The organism is Salinispora goodfellowii (genome assembly GCF_059570675.1).
Genome location: NZ_JCANTD010000019.1, coordinates 16,913 through 33,949, shown reverse-complemented (window position 1 = coordinate 33,949; position 17,037 = coordinate 16,913). Strand labels below are relative to the sequence as shown.

16 protein-coding genes and 1 pseudogene are annotated in these 17,037 nt (G+C 70.9%); 4 read left to right on the top strand and 13 right to left on the bottom strand.

Going from position 1 to position 17,037, the window contains the following annotated elements; genetic code table 11:
- Positions 1–115: 115 nt before the first annotated feature.
- From T398_RS17530 to T398_RS17510, 5 genes are all read right to left on the bottom strand, one after another.
- Positions 116–1,225 (bottom strand): FAD-dependent monooxygenase, encoded by a 1,110-nt coding sequence (locus T398_RS17530; RefSeq protein ID WP_496448260.1) that lies wholly within the window; start codon positions 1,223–1,225, stop codon positions 116–118.
- Positions 1,226–1,489: 264 nt separating this feature from the next.
- Positions 1,490–3,286, bottom strand: coding sequence for a glycoside hydrolase family 15 protein (locus tag T398_RS17525; protein ID WP_496448258.1), 1,797 nt, complete (start codon positions 3,284–3,286; stop codon positions 1,490–1,492).
- A gap of 452 nt (positions 3,287–3,738) precedes the next feature.
- Positions 3,739–4,020, bottom strand: a complete 282-nt coding sequence (locus T398_RS17520; protein WP_496448257.1) for an adhesin — start codon at positions 4,018–4,020, stop codon at positions 3,739–3,741.
- Positions 4,021–4,303: 283 nt separating this feature from the next.
- Positions 4,304–4,735 carry a nitroreductase family deazaflavin-dependent oxidoreductase gene (locus tag T398_RS17515; protein ID WP_496448255.1) on the bottom strand — a complete coding sequence of 144 codons (432 nt, stop codon included), beginning with the start codon at positions 4,733–4,735 and terminating at the stop codon, positions 4,304–4,306.
- Between the two features lie 176 nt (positions 4,736–4,911).
- Positions 4,912–5,505 carry a pentapeptide repeat-containing protein gene (locus T398_RS17510; RefSeq protein WP_496448253.1) on the bottom strand — a complete coding sequence of 198 codons (594 nt, stop codon included), beginning with the start codon at positions 5,503–5,505 and terminating at the stop codon, positions 4,912–4,914.
- Between the two features lie 152 nt (positions 5,506–5,657).
- Here T398_RS17510 and T398_RS17505 point away from each other — a divergent pair, with 152 nt between their 5' ends.
- Positions 5,658–6,302 carry an NAD(P)-dependent oxidoreductase gene (locus T398_RS17505; protein ID WP_496448252.1) on the top strand — a complete coding sequence of 215 codons (645 nt, stop codon included), beginning with the start codon at positions 5,658–5,660 and terminating at the stop codon, positions 6,300–6,302.
- On the opposite strand, the gene T398_RS17500 is transcribed toward T398_RS17505, so the two are convergent.
- Positions 6,296–6,955: a DUF6642 family protein gene (locus T398_RS17500; protein ID WP_496448250.1), complete on the bottom strand. Its 660-nt coding sequence runs from the start codon at positions 6,953–6,955 to the stop codon at positions 6,296–6,298. The two genes, T398_RS17505 and T398_RS17500, sit on opposite strands and share 7 nt — an antisense overlap.
- Before the next feature lie 201 nt (positions 6,956–7,156).
- Positions 7,157–8,764 carry a DHA2 family efflux MFS transporter permease subunit gene (locus T398_RS17495; protein WP_496448249.1) on the bottom strand — a complete coding sequence of 536 codons (1,608 nt, stop codon included), beginning with the start codon at positions 8,762–8,764 and terminating at the stop codon, positions 7,157–7,159.
- Positions 8,765–9,104: 340 nt separating this feature from the next.
- Between T398_RS17495 and T398_RS17490 the strand changes: the two genes are divergently transcribed.
- Together T398_RS17490 and T398_RS17485 are read left to right on the top strand one after the other, a co-directional pair.
- Positions 9,105–9,698 carry a dihydrofolate reductase family protein gene (locus T398_RS17490; protein ID WP_496448248.1) on the top strand — a complete coding sequence of 198 codons (594 nt, stop codon included), beginning with the start codon at positions 9,105–9,107 and terminating at the stop codon, positions 9,696–9,698.
- A gap of 177 nt (positions 9,699–9,875) precedes the next feature.
- Entirely contained in the window at positions 9,876–10,199 is a 324-nt protein-coding gene (locus tag T398_RS17485; RefSeq protein WP_496448246.1) for a GYD domain-containing protein, read from the top strand.
- On the opposite strand, the pseudogene T398_RS17480 reads toward T398_RS17485, so the two are convergent.
- The 6 genes and pseudogenes from T398_RS17480 to T398_RS17455 all read right to left on the bottom strand — a co-directional run.
- A pseudogene (locus tag T398_RS17480) lies at positions 10,190–10,447 on the bottom strand (YunG family protein); the annotation flags it as partial. The gene T398_RS17485 and the pseudogene T398_RS17480 overlap by 10 nt on opposite strands.
- A gap of 35 nt (positions 10,448–10,482) precedes the next feature.
- Positions 10,483–11,805, bottom strand: coding sequence for a hypothetical protein (locus T398_RS17475; protein WP_496448245.1), 1,323 nt, complete (start codon positions 11,803–11,805; stop codon positions 10,483–10,485).
- Positions 11,806–11,887: 82 nt separating this feature from the next.
- Positions 11,888–13,036, bottom strand: a complete 1,149-nt coding sequence (locus tag T398_RS17470; RefSeq protein ID WP_496448360.1) for a hypothetical protein — start codon at positions 13,034–13,036, stop codon at positions 11,888–11,890.
- Positions 13,037–13,180: 144 nt separating this feature from the next.
- Positions 13,181–13,483: a putative quinol monooxygenase gene (locus T398_RS17465; RefSeq protein WP_496448244.1), complete on the bottom strand. Its 303-nt coding sequence runs from the start codon at positions 13,481–13,483 to the stop codon at positions 13,181–13,183.
- A gap of 433 nt (positions 13,484–13,916) precedes the next feature.
- The gene (locus tag T398_RS17460) at positions 13,917–15,260 is read right to left on the bottom strand and encodes a class I SAM-dependent methyltransferase (protein ID WP_496448243.1); all 1,344 of its coding nucleotides are present in this window, start codon (positions 15,258–15,260) and stop codon (positions 13,917–13,919) included.
- Positions 15,257–16,639 (bottom strand): FAD-binding oxidoreductase, encoded by a 1,383-nt coding sequence (locus T398_RS17455; RefSeq protein WP_496448241.1) that lies wholly within the window; start codon positions 16,637–16,639, stop codon positions 15,257–15,259. The genes T398_RS17460 and T398_RS17455 overlap by 4 nt, the downstream gene beginning before the upstream one ends.
- A 102-nt stretch (positions 16,640–16,741) precedes the next feature.
- Here T398_RS17455 and T398_RS17450 point away from each other — a divergent pair, with 102 nt between their 5' ends.
- Entirely contained in the window at positions 16,742–17,026 is a 285-nt protein-coding gene (locus T398_RS17450; RefSeq protein WP_496448240.1) for a DUF427 domain-containing protein, read from the top strand.
- Positions 17,027–17,037: the final 11 nt, after the last annotated feature.

The window sequence follows — 17,037 nt, the reverse complement described above, 5'->3', positions numbered from 1 at the left end:
CGCTAGGAGGATAGTCCCCGACAGGTCACCCGGCTGCGTGGGGTGGCCGGGTACTCTGCCCGGCCCCGGGGCACGGGTCCGCTATCCGCCTCGGGGGGAGCGCACCCGAATGGACTCACAGTGGTCCCAGGAGCAGTCGGTAGTGCTCGCCGAAAATACGCCCACCCCGCCCACGCAACAACGGGTCCCGCAGCGCCGGTGCGACGTCCCGGGTCCGGTTGCGGTCCCGGGTCCGGTCCCGCACCCAGCGGGTCCGCGGGCGGCGGCGGCTCTCGTACGCCGTCAGGGCCGCGTCGATGTCACCGGTCGACCTCCGCAGCGACTCGGCGAGTACGACGGCGTCCTCGAGCGCCATCGCGGCCCCCTGCGAAAGGGTCGGCGCGGTGGCGTGCGCGGCGTCCCCGACCAGCAGCACCCGACCCCGGTGCCAACGGCCCAGCTCGACCTCCTCGGTCACGGTGGCATGCACCTGGTCCAGACAGTCCAGCACCTCGGGGATCGGTCCACCGTAGTCGCCGAACAACTCGTCGAGCCGGGCCATCGGGTCAGCCGGCGCGACGGCGCCGGTCTCGTCGGCATAGCAGTACAGCCGACCGGGACCGACCGGAACGATCAGGAATCCGGCCCGATGGCCGAGCAACGCGGTCCACTCCGCCACCGGTGGTCCGTCGCGCACCACGGCCCGGTAGACCACCTGACCGGTGGGGCAGGGCGGGCCGCCCAGCGCGGCGAGGGCCCGGACCTCGGATCGCGGACCGTCGGCGCCGATCACCAGGTCGTATTCGGCGGTGCCACCGTCGGTGAAGGTGATGCCGACAGTCGTCGGGAAGAGGTCAACGGCGTCGAGCCCAACTCCGTGCCGCACAGCGCCGCCGGCGGCGCTGAGCAGGACCCGATGCAGTTCGCTGCGGAGCAACGCCCGGCACCGGCCGACGCCGGACCAGAGCGCGTCGAGGTCGACCTCGCAGAGCGGCGCGCTGGTGGCGTCGCGGAAATACTGCCGGTGGATCACCTGGCCAAGGGGGCGGACCGGGCCGTCCAGGTCGAGCTGGCGCAGCGCCCGGTCCGCGTTACCCGGCAGGTACAGGCCGCTGTCCACCAGGTCATCGGGGCTGAGCTTGTCGATCAGATCCGGCCGAAAGCCCGCCATCCGCAGCGCCCGGGCCACCGCAAGACCGGCGAGACCCGCACCGACGACAAGAATGCGCAGGGGGAAGCCACCCATGGTGGTGTACGCCTCCGGGAGGGGTCGGGGGCACGCGTTGGAGGCAAGACATTACTTGGAGCGATCGACCCGCACCAGGGTTCGGCCGTCACCGCCACTCGACGGAAGCCCGGCAACTCGGCGGGTGCCCGGCAACTCGGCGGGTGCCCGGCAACTCGACGGGAGCCCGGCAACTCGACGGAAGCCCGGCAACTCGACGGAAGCCCGGCAACTCGACGGAAGCCCGGCAACTCGACGGAAGCCCGGCAACTCGCCCGGGCCGCCCTAGTCGGTAGTCGGGTCGGTCAGCCGCCAGGCGGCATTGATCAAACCGATGTGGGACAGGGCCTGCGGGGTGTTGCCGAGCTGCGCGCCGGTATCCGGGGCGATCTGCTCACTGAGCAGCCCGACATCGTTGGCGTACCCCGCCGCCCGCTCGAACAGCGCCGCAGCACGCTCCCGCTCCCCGGCCAGCACCAGACACTCAACCAGGAGGAAGGTGCAGAGCAGGAAGCCGGCCGGGTCGGTCTCCCAGCGTCGAATCAGCCCACCCCCGGCACCCAGGACCCGCTCCACCGCGTCGATCGTGGCCCGCATCCGCGGATCGGTGGCCGGGAGGAAGCCCACCACTGGCAGGAACAACACGGAGGCGTCCAGCTCGTCGGAGCCGAACGCACCGGTGTACGCGCCGGCCCGCGCACTCCATCCGGACCGCAGCACGGTATCCCGGATCTCGTCCCGGACCGTCGCCCAACGACGGGGGTCCGCGCGTTCACCGAGCCGGGGCGCCAACGCCACCGCCCGGTCCAACGCGACCCAGCAGAGCACCTTCGACGACAGGTGGTGCCGGTCGACGTCCCGGGTCTCCCACATACCCCGGTCCGGCAACCGCCAGGTCTCGGCGACCTGCTCGGTCAGCCCGCACACCATCTCGCGCACCTCATGGTCGAGCGGGTCGCCGAGTAGGTGGTGCAGGCGCCACACCGCCGCCACCACCTCACCGGGTACGTCGAGCTGCCGCTGCCGCCAGGCGTCGTTGCCGAACCGCACCGGGCGGCTGTCCGCGTACCCGCGCAGGTGCTCCGCGACCCGCTCGGAGACGTCCCGCTCCCCCGCCAGCCCAAACAGCACCGGCACCGGCTCGGCACCGACCTGGCCGATCGAATGCGCCGCCCAGGTGAACAGCCGGGACGCCTCCGCCGGGCAGGCCGCCACCCAGAGGGCGCGCAGCGTCATCGAGAAGTCACGCAGCCAGGCGTACCGGTAGTCGTAGTTGCGGTCTCCGCCGAGTTGCTCCGGCAGCGAGGTGGTGAGCGCCGCGGCGACCGCCCCACTGCGGGCATAGGTGAGCCCGGTGAGTACGACCGCGCTGTGCCGTACCAGCTCCGGGTAGCACCCCTGGTACCGGTGGGTCTCCCGGAATGCCTCCCACGCCTGCACCGTCTCGGCCAGCATGGCCGACGGGTCCAGCCGCACCGACGGCGCACCGTACGCCGCCCGGTAGCCAGCCGCGAAGCTGACCGTCTCGCCGGCGGCGACCTCGAACTCGGTATGCACCCGGTCCGTCCCGGCGCACAGCGTCAGCGTGTCCGCGCAGAGCTCCACCACCGTCGCTCCGGCCACGGCCAGCACCGACCCGCCTGGTTGGTCGTGCAGGTACGGGGTGAGCAGTCCGTGGTCCGGACGGGGCGCGAAGTCCGACGCCAGCCGTACCCGCCCGGAGAGCCCTTCGACGCACCGCAGCAGCACTGCGGGCGAGTTCAGGCCAAGCTGGTGCCCCCGCGCCCCACGTTCGGCGGCGAGCGCGTCGGTGACCGCGACGCTCCCCTGCGGCGTGTGGTGGACGGTGCGCAGCACCAGGGTCTCCGGTCGGTACGCGCGTTCCACTCGGCACTCCGGACGGTCCGCGCCGACCGGAGCCAGCTGCCAGTGGCCCGCCGCGGGATCGAGGAGCCGCCCGAAGACCGCCGGCGAGTCGAACCGGTCCGGGCACCACCAGTCGATGGAGCCGTTCCGGCCGACCAGCGCACCGGAGCGACAGTCGGACAGAAACCCGTAGTCGGAGATCGCCGGCTGGTCCACCCACCGCGGATACCCCGAACCCGCCCGGTCAGGCCGGCACGACGCTGCCCGCGCTCCGAACGGTCGGACCGGGCTCGACGCTGCCCGCGCTCCGAACGGTCGGACCGGGCTCGACGCTGCCCGCGCTCCGAACGGTCAGACGGCTCGATGCCGCCCCGCAATTCGCCGCTGTCCCGCCGTTTGCGCCCAGGCTGGGCGGGAAGAGTCTGCCGACCGGCCCTTCGGCCTTCCAACCCGGCCGCATCGATCCGGTCTCGCCAAGTCCCCGCTGGTGTACCGCCGTACGGCTGCGCTGGTGGGAGACGGCCAGAGTGCGGCAACGTACCGATCCGGGTCTGGCGCCGTACGCTCGTTGCCCCACCGTCGCCTGCGCAGCGGTGGGGCGCTCGGGTGCGAGGGACCGGCTGCCAGCCGCGCCGGCCCGGACAGGCGCGCACCGAGGGCAGCTCGGGTCACGGCTGCTCGGTAAAGCCGAACTGCACGATGCCCTCCTCGTCCACAGTCACGTCCACGGCGGCGTCCCCGAGCAACTCGGCCGCGTCCGAGTCGAGGAAGATCCGGGCGCCCTGGTGGTCCACCACCTGGTCGCCGGCGGCGGGGCCCTCGACCAGTTGCACCGTGAGCGAGCCCTCCTCCGGATCGGCGGCGATCCGGACCCCGCCGTCATTCGCGACGTCCTGCTGATTGGCGAGGTCTCGGATCACCAACACGGCGTTGTCGGTCATGGTCAGCATGGCGGAGCTCCTCGTGGTCCTGGGATTCGCCACCGGCCGCAGATGGGACCGGGGAACCGGCGGCGATCGCCGCCGTGGCCCGGGACCGCGATGGGTCCCGCACGCCAACGGTGCCCCCTGGCGAGGTCTGCGTCACCCCCGGCCGCCAGCTTCGTACCTGATCGGGTGAAAACCAGTGCTCCGGCCCACTGGTCCTGGCCACCCTGCTACCGCGGGGAGCGGACGCCGGGCTGCTCGGGCCCGACGACGCCCCGCTCTCCGCAGTGGGCGGCAAGCTGACCGGTCAGCTCCGCTCGAGGACCACCACCGGGATCTCCCGGTCGGTCCGGGCCTGGTAGTCGTCGTAATCCGGCCAGATCTCCGCCATCGTGGCCCACATTCGCGGCTTCTCCGCCGGGCTCGCCAGCCGCGCCCGGGCGGTGAATCGTTCCGCACCGACCTGCACCTCGACCTGTGGATTGTCGCGCAGGTTGAGGTACCAGAAAGGATGCTTCGGCGCGCCCCCCTGAGAGGCGACCAGCAGGTACGCGTCGCCGTCGCGGCCGTAAATGAGCGGGGTACGCCGCAGCGAACCGCTCCGTCGCCCCCGGGTGGTCAGCAGCAGCGTGAACACGCCGGGACGAAATTCGTGCCCGTCCGCGCCGTCGGTTCGTTCGTACCGGGCGATGTGGTCGGCCACCCAGTCCGTGGGGCTGTCCTGCACCTGCTCGACCATCAGCAACTCCCATCCTCTGTGATCGATCTACCGCTCTCACGCTACCTCGGTCCGCGGCCACCCGACCGGTTCGCCCGGTCCACGCAACGGCAGCCGACACGCTCCGGTCAGCGCCGGCACGACCACCGGGCGGCCCCGGTCGGGGGCGGCGCGGTGCGGCTACCGGGCGGCCCGGGTCAGCCGATCTGAAAGCCGAGCGCCTGGGCAAGCACCACCGCCTGCTCAGTGCTGACGATCGCCCCGGTCCGCTCGACCTCGATCGGATCAAGGTCGGTGAGGTCGCTGCCGCGCAGGTCGGCGCGGGACAGCTTCGCCTGCTGCAACTGCGCCCCGGACAGGTCGACTCCGGTGACGGTCGCACCGCGCAGATCCGCTCGGATCAGGTCGGCCTCGCGCATTCGGACGTCAACGATGCGCGCACCACGCAGATCCGCGCCCGGAAGCGCGACGAATGACCAGTCGCCGCCAACGATCGTCAACGGCCGCAGGTCACACTGGTCGAAGGTGCTACCGACCAGCTTGCAGCCGGTGAACTCGGCGGCGAAGAAGTTGCAGCGGCGAAAGACGCAGCGCGTGAAGGCTGTGTTCACGTGTCGGGAGGCGTTGAAGCTGACGTTGCCGAACGTGCACCCGGTGAAGAGCGTTCCTCGGGTGTTCGCCTCAGTGAGGTCGACCTGCTCGAAATGGCAGCCGATATAGTGCCGGTCGGCGATCTCCTCGCCATACCAGTCCTCGTCGCGGAGGGTTAGCCCATCATGCTGATCCGCCATCGCGCCAGGCTACTGACCGGCACCGACAACAACGCCAACCGAAGCGGCACAGCGACAACGACGACAGCGACGAAGGCGAGGAGGAGGCCGTCGGCGCGGCCGGGATAGGCATTCCCCGGCGGCGGGCCGGCCGGCATCCCTAGCCTGGGTTCGTGGGCAACATCGTCGTCTTCGGAGCGGGCGGAACCGCGGGCTCCCAGATCGCCCAGGAGGCGTTCCACCGCGGGCACCGGGTCACCGCTGCGGTACGTCGGCCGGAGGCCACCACCTCGTACCTACCGGCCGGGGTGCAGGTGGTGACCGGGGACGCGACCAGCGAGCGGAGCGTACGAGAGTTGGCCCCGGAGGCGGACGCGCTGGTGGTGGCGATCGGTGGCGGGGAACGCGGCCTCTGGCTCGACGCGGCGCGGACGCTGGTCAGCGCCCTACGCGAGACACCGAACCCGCCGCGGATCATCCACCTGGGTGGCGGGGCCACGCTCTGCACCCCGCGCGGCGACCGGCTCCTGGACGAGCCCGACTTTCCCCAGGAGTACCGGGACGCGGCGCTGGGCCAGGCCGATGCCCTGGCGTACTACCGCTCCGCGGCCGACGGGGTGCGCTGGACGTACGTGTCGCCTCCGCCGCTGGAGTTCCACCCCGGCGCCCGGACCGGGCACTACCGTACCGGCGGGGACCATCCGGTAACCGATCACGAGGGCCGGTCGGTCCTCAGCTACCAGGACATGGCCGTCGCGATCGTTGACGAGATCGAGAACCCACGACACGAGAACACCCGCTTCACCGCCGCCTACTGACCCGGTACCGCCGGCCTGGTGTTCGGCGGGCGCGGCGGCCGGGCGGGCTGAACCGGCACCCGGGGGCGGACCGACGGGCGCCAGGCACGGCCGTTGGCGTAGATCACCCGGAAGCCGAGGTACGAGGCGAGCGGCGCCCAGTGCGCCGAGCCCATGCGCAGTTCGGCCGCGTTGTGCCGCTGCCCGTTGGCGAGCACGTCGAGCAGGACGGTCTCGAAGGCGGCGGACTCCACCCAGTCGACCTCCCGGGTGAAGCCGCAGATCAGGGCCGCACCGGTGGAGTCCAGGAAGGCTCGCAGCACGGCGTCGTTGGCGCGCAGCACCGAGCAACTGCCGAAGTAGAGACGCCGCCCCTCGCAGCGACCGGCCATCAGCTCGGCCACGTCGGCGAGGGGGACCGACTCCCAGTCGGTCAGGCGCAGCCGGCTGGGCTCCCCATGGGTGGCGAAGAAGCCGACCCGGTAGTCGGCGTACTGCTTGAGCAGCCACCGGTCAACGAAGTAGAACAGTTCATCCCGGGTCGCCGCATCCTTGTGGATGAACCGGATCCGACTCAGTCGCTCCAGCAGTTCCAGGGTGGGTAGGACGGAACCGCGCTCGTTGAGGTCACGGTGCCACTGGCCCTCGACACAGAAGACACCACCGCGCGCCACCTGGCACCTCCCCTCGTCGGCGGCGCCGACGTTACCGGCTGGCCGCCGGTGGGCCGGGTTAGCACCGCCTGGTGTGGCGTGCTGGACCATGGCCCACGCGGGCGGATGTGGTGATCAGGCCCCGTGGACCCGGGCGATGTCCTGGTGTCGGGGTCGCCGCGGCGACCCCGACACAGAGGTGGCGACCCCGACACCAGAGGTTCAGTGGACAACCACCGGCGTGCTCGGCTCGCCCGGCTGGCTGCCCGGCTGGTCGTCGCGGGACCGCGACCGTTCCCGCCGCCGAGGCAGGAACGCGGCCGGGACGAAGGTGAGCAGCACCAGCGCGAAGGCCACCCAGAACGTGGTGGCGAAGGAGTCGGCGGCGAAGGCGAGGCCACGCTCGATGAGCGTCGGGTCGGGGACCTGCTGGGCCAGTTCCGGCTGCCGCTGGGCGGCGATCGCCAGGCCCGCCTCGGTGACCGGCTCACCGTTCGGACCGGTCACGCCGGGGATCGGCCGGGATCCGTTCAACTCGTTGGTGAGGATCACCGACATCACCGCCGCGCCGACCGAACCACCGATCTGCTGGATGATGTTCAACAGGGTGGAACCGCGGGCAACCTCCGGCCCGGCCAGCGTCTGCAGCGCGGAGGTCATGATCGGCATCATCGTGCCGCCCATGCCCAGGCCCATGACGAACAACGAGCCACAAATCAACAGGTACGAGGTCTCCGGGCCGACCTGCGTGAAGGTGAAGAACCCGGCGGCGATCAGCACCAACGCGAACGGCACCGTTCGTCCCACCGGCACCCGGTCGGCGAGCGTCCCGGCGATCGGCATCGTCACCATCGCACCGATGCCCTGCGGCGCGATGAGGAGGCCGGCGTGCAGGGTCGACTCCCCGCGTACCTGCAGGAAGTAGCTCGGGAAGAGCAGCCCGGCGCCCATGAACGCAACAATGAACACGAACATGGTCACCGACGCGACGGTCAACCTGCGGTTCCGGAACAGCCGCAGGTCGAGAAGCGGGTGCCGGGGCTTGAACGAGTAGCAGACGAAGGAGACCACCAGCGCGGCGCCGAGCAGCATCGGCACCCACACCTCGGGGTCGGTGAAGGTGCCCGCCTCGGGCAGCGTGGAGACGCCGTAGAGGAAGAGCGCCAGCCCCGGGGAGAGCATCAGCATGCCGAGGAAGTCGAACGACTCGGACGGCTCCGGGGCGTCCTTCGGCAGGGCCAGCTGCGCGTAGGCCAGGGCGAGCAGCCCGATCGGCAGGTTGATCAGGAAGATCCAGTGCCAGCTCGCCACGTCGATCAGCCAGCCGCCGAGGATCGGACCACCGATCGGTCCGAGCAGCATCGGGATGCCCAGGACCGCCATCAACCGGCCGATCCGGTGCGGACCGGCCGCCCGGGTCATGATCGTCATGCCGATCGGCATCAGCATGCCACCGCCGAGACCCTGCAGCACCCGGTACGCGATCAGCTCGCCGATCGTGTCGGCGGTGGCGCAGAGACCAGACCCGATCGTGAACAGGGCCAGGGCGATCATGTAGAGGCGTTTGGTGCCGAACCGGTTGGCCGCCCACCCACTCAGCGGGATCACCGTGGCCAGGGCGAGGGTGTAACCGGTCATCGTCCACGCGACCCGGGCGTAGGACGCGTCGAACTCGCTCTGGAAGGTCGGTAGCGCGACGCTGACCACCGTCACGTCGAGGATCGACATGATCGCGCCAAGCACGACCACACCGGCCACCTTGAACACCGCGGCGTCAAGCTTGTCCGATGTCGCGCCCGGCTGGGGGGACGCGACCGAAGGTTGTGTCACGAATTCTCCTAATGTCGGATTGACCGGAGGAAGGCGGTGCAGGCACGCCACGGCGCCCGCCATCGGCAGCGGGTGGCTAGGAAAGAGCGGAACCGCAGGAAGGAACGGAACCGCAGGAATACTAGACCTCCCCACCGACAGCCCGCCGTCGAATTTGACACTCCCCGAAGCCCGCCGGAAGGTGTTCCTCGTCACGGCGTGGCCGCCCCGGGTGGCGATGTCGAAATCGCCGCCCCCGCTCCGTCCCACCCACGAAACCAGGACGACCGAGCGGAGGGTGAGGGCCCAGCTGCGCTCCTCCCTCCCGGCCACCGCAGAACGAGCACCGAGAGGAAACGGAATGCGAAAACTCATCGTGGTCAGTGCCGTGTCGATGGACGGCTTCTACGACGGCCCCGGAAACGGCGGGACAGTGCCGATGGAGAACTGTTTCGGCACCTACAACCTCGAACGGCTCCAGGCGGCCGACACCGTACTGCTCGGTGCGAACTCCTACACGACTTTCTCCAGCTACTGGCCCGGTGTTGCCGACGACAACTCCGCCTTCGAGGCCGACCGCGAATTCTCCAAGATCTACAACGTGGTCGACAAGGTGGTCGTCTCCGACCACGCCTCCCCGCCGCCGGCCGACCACCCCTGGGCCGACAACACCCGCATCATCAGCCGCGCCGACGCCCCCACCGAGATCGCCAAGCTCAAGGGACAGGACGGCAGGGAGATCGTCACCTGGGGCAGCCGGGCCACCTGGAACGGGCTCCTCCAGCACGGCCTGATCGACGAAATCCACGTACTCCTCGGCCCAGCCGCCCTCGCCGGCGGCACCCCGCTGTTCGAACACCCGGTCTCGCTCCGACGCCTCGGCGTACGCACCTTCGACAACTTCGACACCGTCCTACTCCGATACGGCGTACAGCAGCCATCCGCACAGCGGTGACCCACCCGGCGTACGACGACTCGCACCCACGGTTGCCCGGGACCGCGGACCCGGCCGTGAGTTCCGCGGCCCGCCGCCGCCACCCGGTCCACGAACAGCCAGGTGGCCGGGGCGTATCCGGGTGGCAAGCGGGTACCAGAGGACCGGGCCGCGGGAGCCCGGGAAGGTGGTGCCGGCGTGGCGAAATATCTCTTCCAGGCAACCTATACCGCCCAGGGAATGGCGGGGCTGAGTGAACAGGGTGGAACGGCACGGGCCGAGGTGGTCCGGGCGCTGATCGAGAACGCTGGCGGGCAGGTGGAGGCGTTGTACTTCGCGATCGGCAAACACGACCTCTTCGTCTCCTGCGAGGTGCCGGACAACATGACCACCGCCGCGCTCGGCATCGCCGCCCAGGCGACAGGGGGAGTAAGAGCAGAGGTCATCCCGCTGATCACGCCAGAGGAGATAGACGAAGCGGCGCAGACGCCGGTCACCTACCAGCCACCGGGTCAGGGGTAAGCCACCCCGTCGGTCGGTAGGCCGAGCAGGCTGCGCACCCGGTACCGGAGTAGCGCGTGCTGCTGGACGCAGCGGCGTACCGGCCCCAGCGGCAGCACGGTCGGCTCCTGCACGATCTCGTCCACCGTGAACTGCTCCCGGGTCAGGTCGATCTCCACCCCGCCGGGGAGGCGATTCCACAGGTGCATGCCCTGCGGGGACCCATCCCGCCGCAGCACCGCCGCGCACAGCAGCTCGCCGCCGGTCAGCTAAGTCAACAGCATGCTCGGACCCTGCCAGCGGGCTACGACAGATTCTTCGCCCGGTCCGGGCGACCGTCGCCCCGGTCTACCGTCGCGTCCCACCCGGTGCGATCGCGACCGGGCTCCCACCGGCTGGAACGACCGTCTGGACCGGCCGACGGAGACCAGCCGTGCGAGCGTTTCGGGCCGCAGTGCCACCCGCAGCTGGCGTCCCGCCCGTCCCCGGCGCGCTGCGGCCGCTCGACGCGGCGCTGCGGATCGACGCGGTGCTGCGGATCGACGCGGTGCTGCGGATCGACGCGGCGCGGTGCCGGTGGATCGACGCGGCGCGGTGCCGGTGGATCAACGCGGTGCGGTGCCGGTGGATCAACGCGGTGCGGTGCCGGTGGATCAACGGAGTGCGGCCCGGGCAACGCCGCGACGGCGGTCGGCACCGCCCCAGCCGGCGGCGGCACCGCGGTGGGTGGATCGGGCTGCGGCGACGCGGGGGGCACCGGGCGGCTGCGCGGTCCGGGGCTGGTTGGGCCGGAGGCGTCGCTGGGGTGGGACCGGTCGAGCCCCGCCATCGGTACCGGCGGCAGCGTCACCCCAGCGGTGACGACGAAAGCAGCCGCCACCGAGGCGGCGACCGCCCCAACGGCGCTGACGCACTGGCCATTGCTCAGCCGGGCCCGCACCGGGGCCTGCTCCGGCCGGGCGACCGGGGGCGCCGACGGCCGGGCACGCTGGTGCCGGGCGACCAGCTCATCCAGGCAGGCGGCGACCGCATCCCGGTTGCCGAGCCCGTCGGCGAAGGCGAGGGTGAGGTGAAACCGGAAGGTCAGGGTCACCGGACGCGACACCAGCAGTCCAGCCACCGGGGGCCCGTGGACGGTGGGCAGCAGGGTCAGCGGCGACCGGCGATGGTGGGCCGGCGCGACCAACTCCGTAAACCACCAGTCCCGTTGTCGGTCCCGGCCAAGGAAGACCACCCGCCGGTCGGTCACCACGCCACTGCCAACCTCCACCGCCCGGATCCCCGGTGGCAGCGGACGCGGCTGCTCATCGATGCCGGCCAGCTCCATCGCCAGCCCGGGCACGGGTAGTCGGCCGACGTTCCCGGTAGCGGCCTCGACCAGCTCCACGACCGGGAACACGCGGTGGACCACCTCACCGGGAACCAGTTGCACCGGTGCGTCCCTCGGCGGGCCCGAGCCATGCAGGCCGAGCTCGACCCGCAGCCGGGTCAGCTCGTCGGCACGGCGGCGCCAAGCATCAGCCTCGGCCATGTGAAGGCGCTGTCGCCGGTCGTTCTCCTGGTCGGCCCAGCGGGAACGCCAGGACGGTCGGGGCCCACGCACGCAGCGGGGTGAGGTCGCCATCACATAAAGAACAACGTTTCACATCCTGATGGGATACGGCCTTGCCTACTGGACGGTAAGCAACGCCTCGGCGGGGTAAACCGAATCAGGTCCCAGGCGGGCTCATCCCGGCTGCGGGCCCGGTCGCACGGAAGGCACGCTGGACTCCGCCGTGCTGGCCGCAGGCGCGCGGGCTGCCGCCAGCGAGACTGACCGAGCTGTTCCCACACTGCACCAGATACCCGCGGCCGGCCCAGAATCCGGGCACGCAGTCGAACCAGTCACACACCTCGGCGGCGGGCTTCCGGACCGGGTCACCGGCGCAGAAGCCGTACCCCAGCGGGTTGGTCGGGGCGCCACACAGGTTGGGTGCCGCGATCGGCGTCGGTGCTGGCGACCCCGCCATGGCGGCAGCCGCCCTGGTGGCCGCGGCAGAGGTAGCAGAAATGGCAGAGGTGGCAGAGGTGGCCGCCGCCACCTCCGTCCGGATCGAATCGGACGGGGCCGACGGGGCAGCGAGGATCAACGCCGCCGGGACCAGCAGTGCGACCCCGGCGGCGACCGCCACCGCCCGCGCACCACCGCGGACGAACCCGGTGAGCCGCGCCTGCGCGGGCGTGCGGACAGCCGGGCGAAGCGGCTTACGCTGGGCGTGCTCGGCGAGGGCCTCGTCGAGTTGGGCGAGCACCGCCTCCCGCTGCTCGATCGCGTCCGCGAACGCCACGCTCAGCTTGAACCGGAAGTCGGCCGCTGCCTCCGCCGGCAGCAGCAGGCCGGAGGCGCGCCGCCGGTCAAGCACCTGGATCAGCGTCACCGGCGCGCGGGAGTCGTGCGCCAGACCGGTCATCTTCCCGTAGGACCAGTCGCGCCGGCCGCGTCCACCGAGCAGCACCAGTCGACGGTTGGTGATCACGGCGATGCCGGTTTCGGCGATCCGGATGCCGTCCGGACGCCGGTTGCGGAGCGGACCGGGTCGCAGGGCAACCGTGAGCTCGGGTGCGGGGAGCACCACCGCCCGCCGGACCTCGACCAGTTGGGCGGCGGGCAGCACCCAACAGACCGTCTCTCCCGGGGCGAGTTCGATCGGCAGACCGGCACCCGCATCGGCCGAGCCACCGAACTCCTCGGCGAGGGTCCGCAGCCGCCGCAGTTCCTCGTCCTGCCGCCGCCACGCCCCGTCGGCCGCACGGAACACCCGCTGTCGCCGTTCGTTCTGCCGGTACGCCCACCGGTACCGCCACGTCGAGCCAGTCATCGCCACGCCGACCCCTCCGCCGCGTAGGCCACCATTCGGGGGTGTCACCAGGAACAACTCTGGGGCAACCCCGCGGGGGACGGCTTACGGCGAGCAATGTGTCCGATCGACGGAGTGATTCAGACGATAGGCGGACCGGCCGCGTCAGGGCGTCTCGACGGCAGCGATCTCGTATCGGAAGATCTTCGCGTCCCGGATCGCCACCTGCTGCTCCTCGGTCGGGCCGGCACCGCGAAAGGTCAGCAGCTGCTCCTCGGTCTCCCAACGCTCGTAGACGTTGATCCGGCCGGGCTCGACCAGGTCCCCGCTGATCATGAAGTCAAGGCAGCCGGACGCCCCCCGGGCAGCCGTCACGACCTCAAGGCACCCGGCGAGATAGGTTTCTCGATCCTCCGGGTCGACGTACATGCTTCCGGCGACGATGAGCACCTGCCGGACCTCCCGCACTCGTAATCCACTGGTGACATCCCACCCGCCGGTCCTCGACGGCCCTGGGCTGGCGCGAATCTCACCAGCCCAGCCTACGACCGGCGGAGCCGGTGTCCCGCCTCCTCGCCCAAGCCCGGCTGATCACGTTGGCGTGAGCGGCGCTGGACCGCGACGACGGTGGCCGCCGCCAGGCAGATGCCGACGAAGCGCGGACTGGCCAAGAGGGCCAGGCAACGCCACCGAGGCCCCGGTCAGCGACAGCGGCAGCGCGTAGGTTGCCACCAGCACGGCGACCAGCACCACGACGCGTCGATTCTGCACAACTCCCCGTTCCGTTCGAGCCGCTCCAGGCTAGCCGCGGTCCGGGCAGCCTTCAGGCCGGGTAGAGCGCCGGGCGGGTACGGGGAGGCTGCCGACGGTCACCTTTCGGCGACCGCCGGCAGCACCGGCGTCAGGGCAGCCAGTCCGGCCGCAGCGGGTAGCTCGTCACCCCCGCGGCGCTGGTCCGCGTCGCCAGCACCTGGTGGAGCTGGATGGCGTTACGCTCGAACGACATCCGGGATCCGGCCATGTACAGACCCCACACCCGAGCAGTTCCCGTGCCCACCTCGCCGACGCAGAAGTCCCAGTTCGCCACGAGGTTGCGACACCAGGCCGCGAGCGTCAGCGCGTAGTGGCGACGCAGGTTCTCCTCGTGCTGCACCTCCAGGCCCACATCGTGGATCTCGGAGAGCACCCGGCCCGGCCCGGCCAACTCGCCGTCCGGAAAGACGTACCGGTCGATGAACACGCCGGAGCGGTGCGGCGCGCGGTTGTCGGCGCGGGTGATGCAGTGGTTGAGCAGCCGGCCGTCGGGCCGCAGCCGGTCCCGGAGTGAGCCGAAGTATTCCGGATAGTTGCGTACCCCGATATGTTCGGTCAATCCGATCGAGGAGACCACGTCGAACTGCTCCGGCGGCGTGTCCCGGTAGTCGAGGTACCGCACCTCGGCCAGCGCGGTCAGCCCCTCCCGCTCGATCGCGGCCTGCGCCCACTCGGCCTGCGATCGGGAGAGGGTCACCCCGAGCGCCTGCACGCCGTACTCGCGGGCCACGTGCCGGACCATTCCGCCCCACCCGCAGCCCACATCCAGCAGCCGCATCCCGGACTTGACCGCCAGCTTCTGCGCCACCAGGTCGTACTTGGCCGTCTGCGCCGTCTCCAACGAGTCCTGCGGCGAGCGGAACAGCGCGCAGGTGTACGTCATCGACTCCCCGAGCACCTTCTCGTAGAAGGCGTTCGAGACGTCGTAGTGGTGCGAGATGACACTGCTGTCCCGGATCCGGGAGTGGCGCAGCCCGCCCAACACCCGCTTCCACCGGGGCACCGCCTCCTGGGGCGGCGGTGGCGGCGGCAGCAGCCGCTCCCAGCCCAGGCCCCGGACCAAGGCCAGGGCCTCGGGCACCGGCGGGATCCGCAACCGCACCTCGTCCTTGAGGACCCGCAGCGCCTCGTACGGATCACCCGGATGCACCCCGGACAGGCCGAGGTCGCCGCTGACGTACGCCCGGGCCATCCCCAGGTCACCCGGGGCGGTCAACAGGTAGGACAGGCCGCGCGGGGAGCGGATGGCGAGGGTGATGCCGGCGTCGGCCGGGCCGACGGAACTGCCGTCGTACCCGGTGATCCGTACTGGCAGGGGCTCGGTGGTCAGGGCTCGAATGACGTCGGCCAGGGTGCGGCCCCGGTTGCCGGCCGCCTTCGGCGCGGCCGCGGAGACGCTCGCCGAATCCTGCTGTCGATCAATCAGACTCATGCTCGTGCTACCGCCTTCTCGTACAGTCCGGTTAGCCGGTGGGCCGGGTCGTAGCGGTCCTTGACCGCCCGCCAAATGTCGCCGCCGTAGAGCCGGTCAAACACCTCCCGGTCGTAGTACGCGTCGGAGTAGAGCGACTTGTGCCCGCCAAGCTCCGACACCCTGCGTTCGATCGTCCGGTTCATGTCACCGTCGGCAGCGCCCCCGGCGATCGGCACGCTTCCCCAGAACCCAATGTTCACGTAGTCCTGCCCGGGCCGCAGCGGATACAGCGGCCAGGACCGCGCCGATCCCGGCCCGGTCGGTTCCCGCAGCCGCAACGGGCAGAGCCAGACCGGGGTCATTCGCACGGCGCCGGCGAACCAGCGCAGGAACTCGGCGGTACGCCCCAGCGGGATCTCCACGTCCTGCACCACCCGTTCCCGCGCCGGCTGGCCGCGCCACCGGTCGATCCGCGCGGCCACCTGATGCCGGTGCTCCAACCGGACCAGCCGGTGGTAGAAATCGCTGCGCCGCCAGCGCGCCGGCCAGACCCGGCGCAGCACCCGATGCTGCGCCCCGAAGGCCGCGGAGCACCAGAACCAGTCGGTGTCCCAGCGCCACAGGTAGTCGTGCCCGGTCAGCGCATCCTGGGTACGTTGCTGCAACGACCGGTAGTAGATCTCCTGACCGGTGTAGTCGCTGACCGGCCCGGCGTCGTCGGTGAAGGTGGCGAGCACCAGGTACGCCTCATCCGGGCTGAACATCACCCCGTCCATCGCGTCCACCGTCGCGCCGGCCCACGAGCGGGTGACGATGACCTCGCCGATCGCCTCGACGAGCTCCTCCAGCCGGTTGAACCGCACGTTGTGCAGCGCGACCCGCCGGCCGATCGGTTGCAGCTCGATCCGCAGCCGGGTCGCATAGCCGAGGCTGCCCAACGAGTTGGGGAAGGCGGCGAACAGGTCGGCGTGCTCTCCCTCCGGCCGGGCGGTGATGACCTCCCCGGCCCCGGTGAGCACGTCCAGCTCAAGCACCGACTCGTGCGGCAGCCCGTTGCGGAACGACGTGGACTCGATCCCCAGGCCGGTCACCGCCCCACCGAGGGTGATGGTGCGCAGTTGCGGCACCACCAGCGGCATCAGGCCATGTGGCAGGGTCGCGTCAACCAGATCCTCGTATGTGCACATGCCCTGCACGTCGGCGGTGCGGGCCGCCGGGTCAACGTGGAGGACACCGCCGAGGCCACTGACGTCAAGGCCGGGCGCGCGCGGTGCCGCGCGCGGGCGGAACAGGTTGGAGGTGCGCTTGGCGAGCCGAACCGGCTTTCCCGGCCGCACGGCCGCATACGAGCGCCGAAGCTGGACCACGGCCTGATCATGATCACGCACGGCATTCATCAGCTAACCCTACGCCCAACCGGGGTCGCAACGCTGGACGTCCATGGTGGTCGATGGTGAAAATGTCAACCTGACCAGCGGACGACGGCCTAGCGTAGGGGCATGCCGAAGGCCGTTTGGAACGACCTGGTGGTCGCGGAGAGCAACGACACCGTGCTGGTCGAGGGACATCACTACTTCCCGCGTTCGACGCTGCGCGACGACCTGATCCGGGAGTCCGACACGCAGTCGGTCTGCCCGTGGAAGGGAACCGCGTCCTACTACACGTTAGAACACGACGGCAAGATCAGCCCGGACGCGGTCTGGTACTACCCGAATCCGGGGCCGGAGGCGGGGATGGTCCGCCACCGGATCGCGTTCTCGGATGACGTCCAAGTCATCGACTGAACGGCGGCGCG

Coding starts and splice junctions, on each gene's coding strand:
- T398_RS17530 (WP_496448260.1), bottom strand. CDS start 1,225: ATGGGTGGCTTCCCCCTGCGCATTCTTGTCGTCGGTGCGGGTCTCGCC.
- T398_RS17520 (WP_496448257.1), bottom strand. CDS start 4,020: ATGCTGACCATGACCGACAACGCCGTGTTGGTGATCCGAGACCTCGCC.
- T398_RS17515 (WP_496448255.1), bottom strand. CDS start 4,735: ATGGTCGAGCAGGTGCAGGACAGCCCCACGGACTGGGTGGCCGACCAC.
- T398_RS17510 (WP_496448253.1), bottom strand. CDS start 5,505: ATGGCGGATCAGCATGATGGGCTAACCCTCCGCGACGAGGACTGGTAT.
- T398_RS17490 (WP_496448248.1), top strand. CDS start 9,105: ATGCGAAAACTCATCGTGGTCAGTGCCGTGTCGATGGACGGCTTCTAC.
- T398_RS17470 (WP_496448360.1), bottom strand. CDS start 13,036: ATGACTGGCTCGACGTGGCGGTACCGGTGGGCGTACCGGCAGAACGAA.
- T398_RS17460 (WP_496448243.1), bottom strand. CDS start 15,260: ATGAGTCTGATTGATCGACAGCAGGATTCGGCGAGCGTCTCCGCGGCC.
- T398_RS17455 (WP_496448241.1), bottom strand. CDS start 16,639: ATGAATGCCGTGCGTGATCATGATCAGGCCGTGGTCCAGCTTCGGCGC.
- T398_RS17450 (WP_496448240.1), top strand. CDS start 16,742: ATGCCGAAGGCCGTTTGGAACGACCTGGTGGTCGCGGAGAGCAACGAC.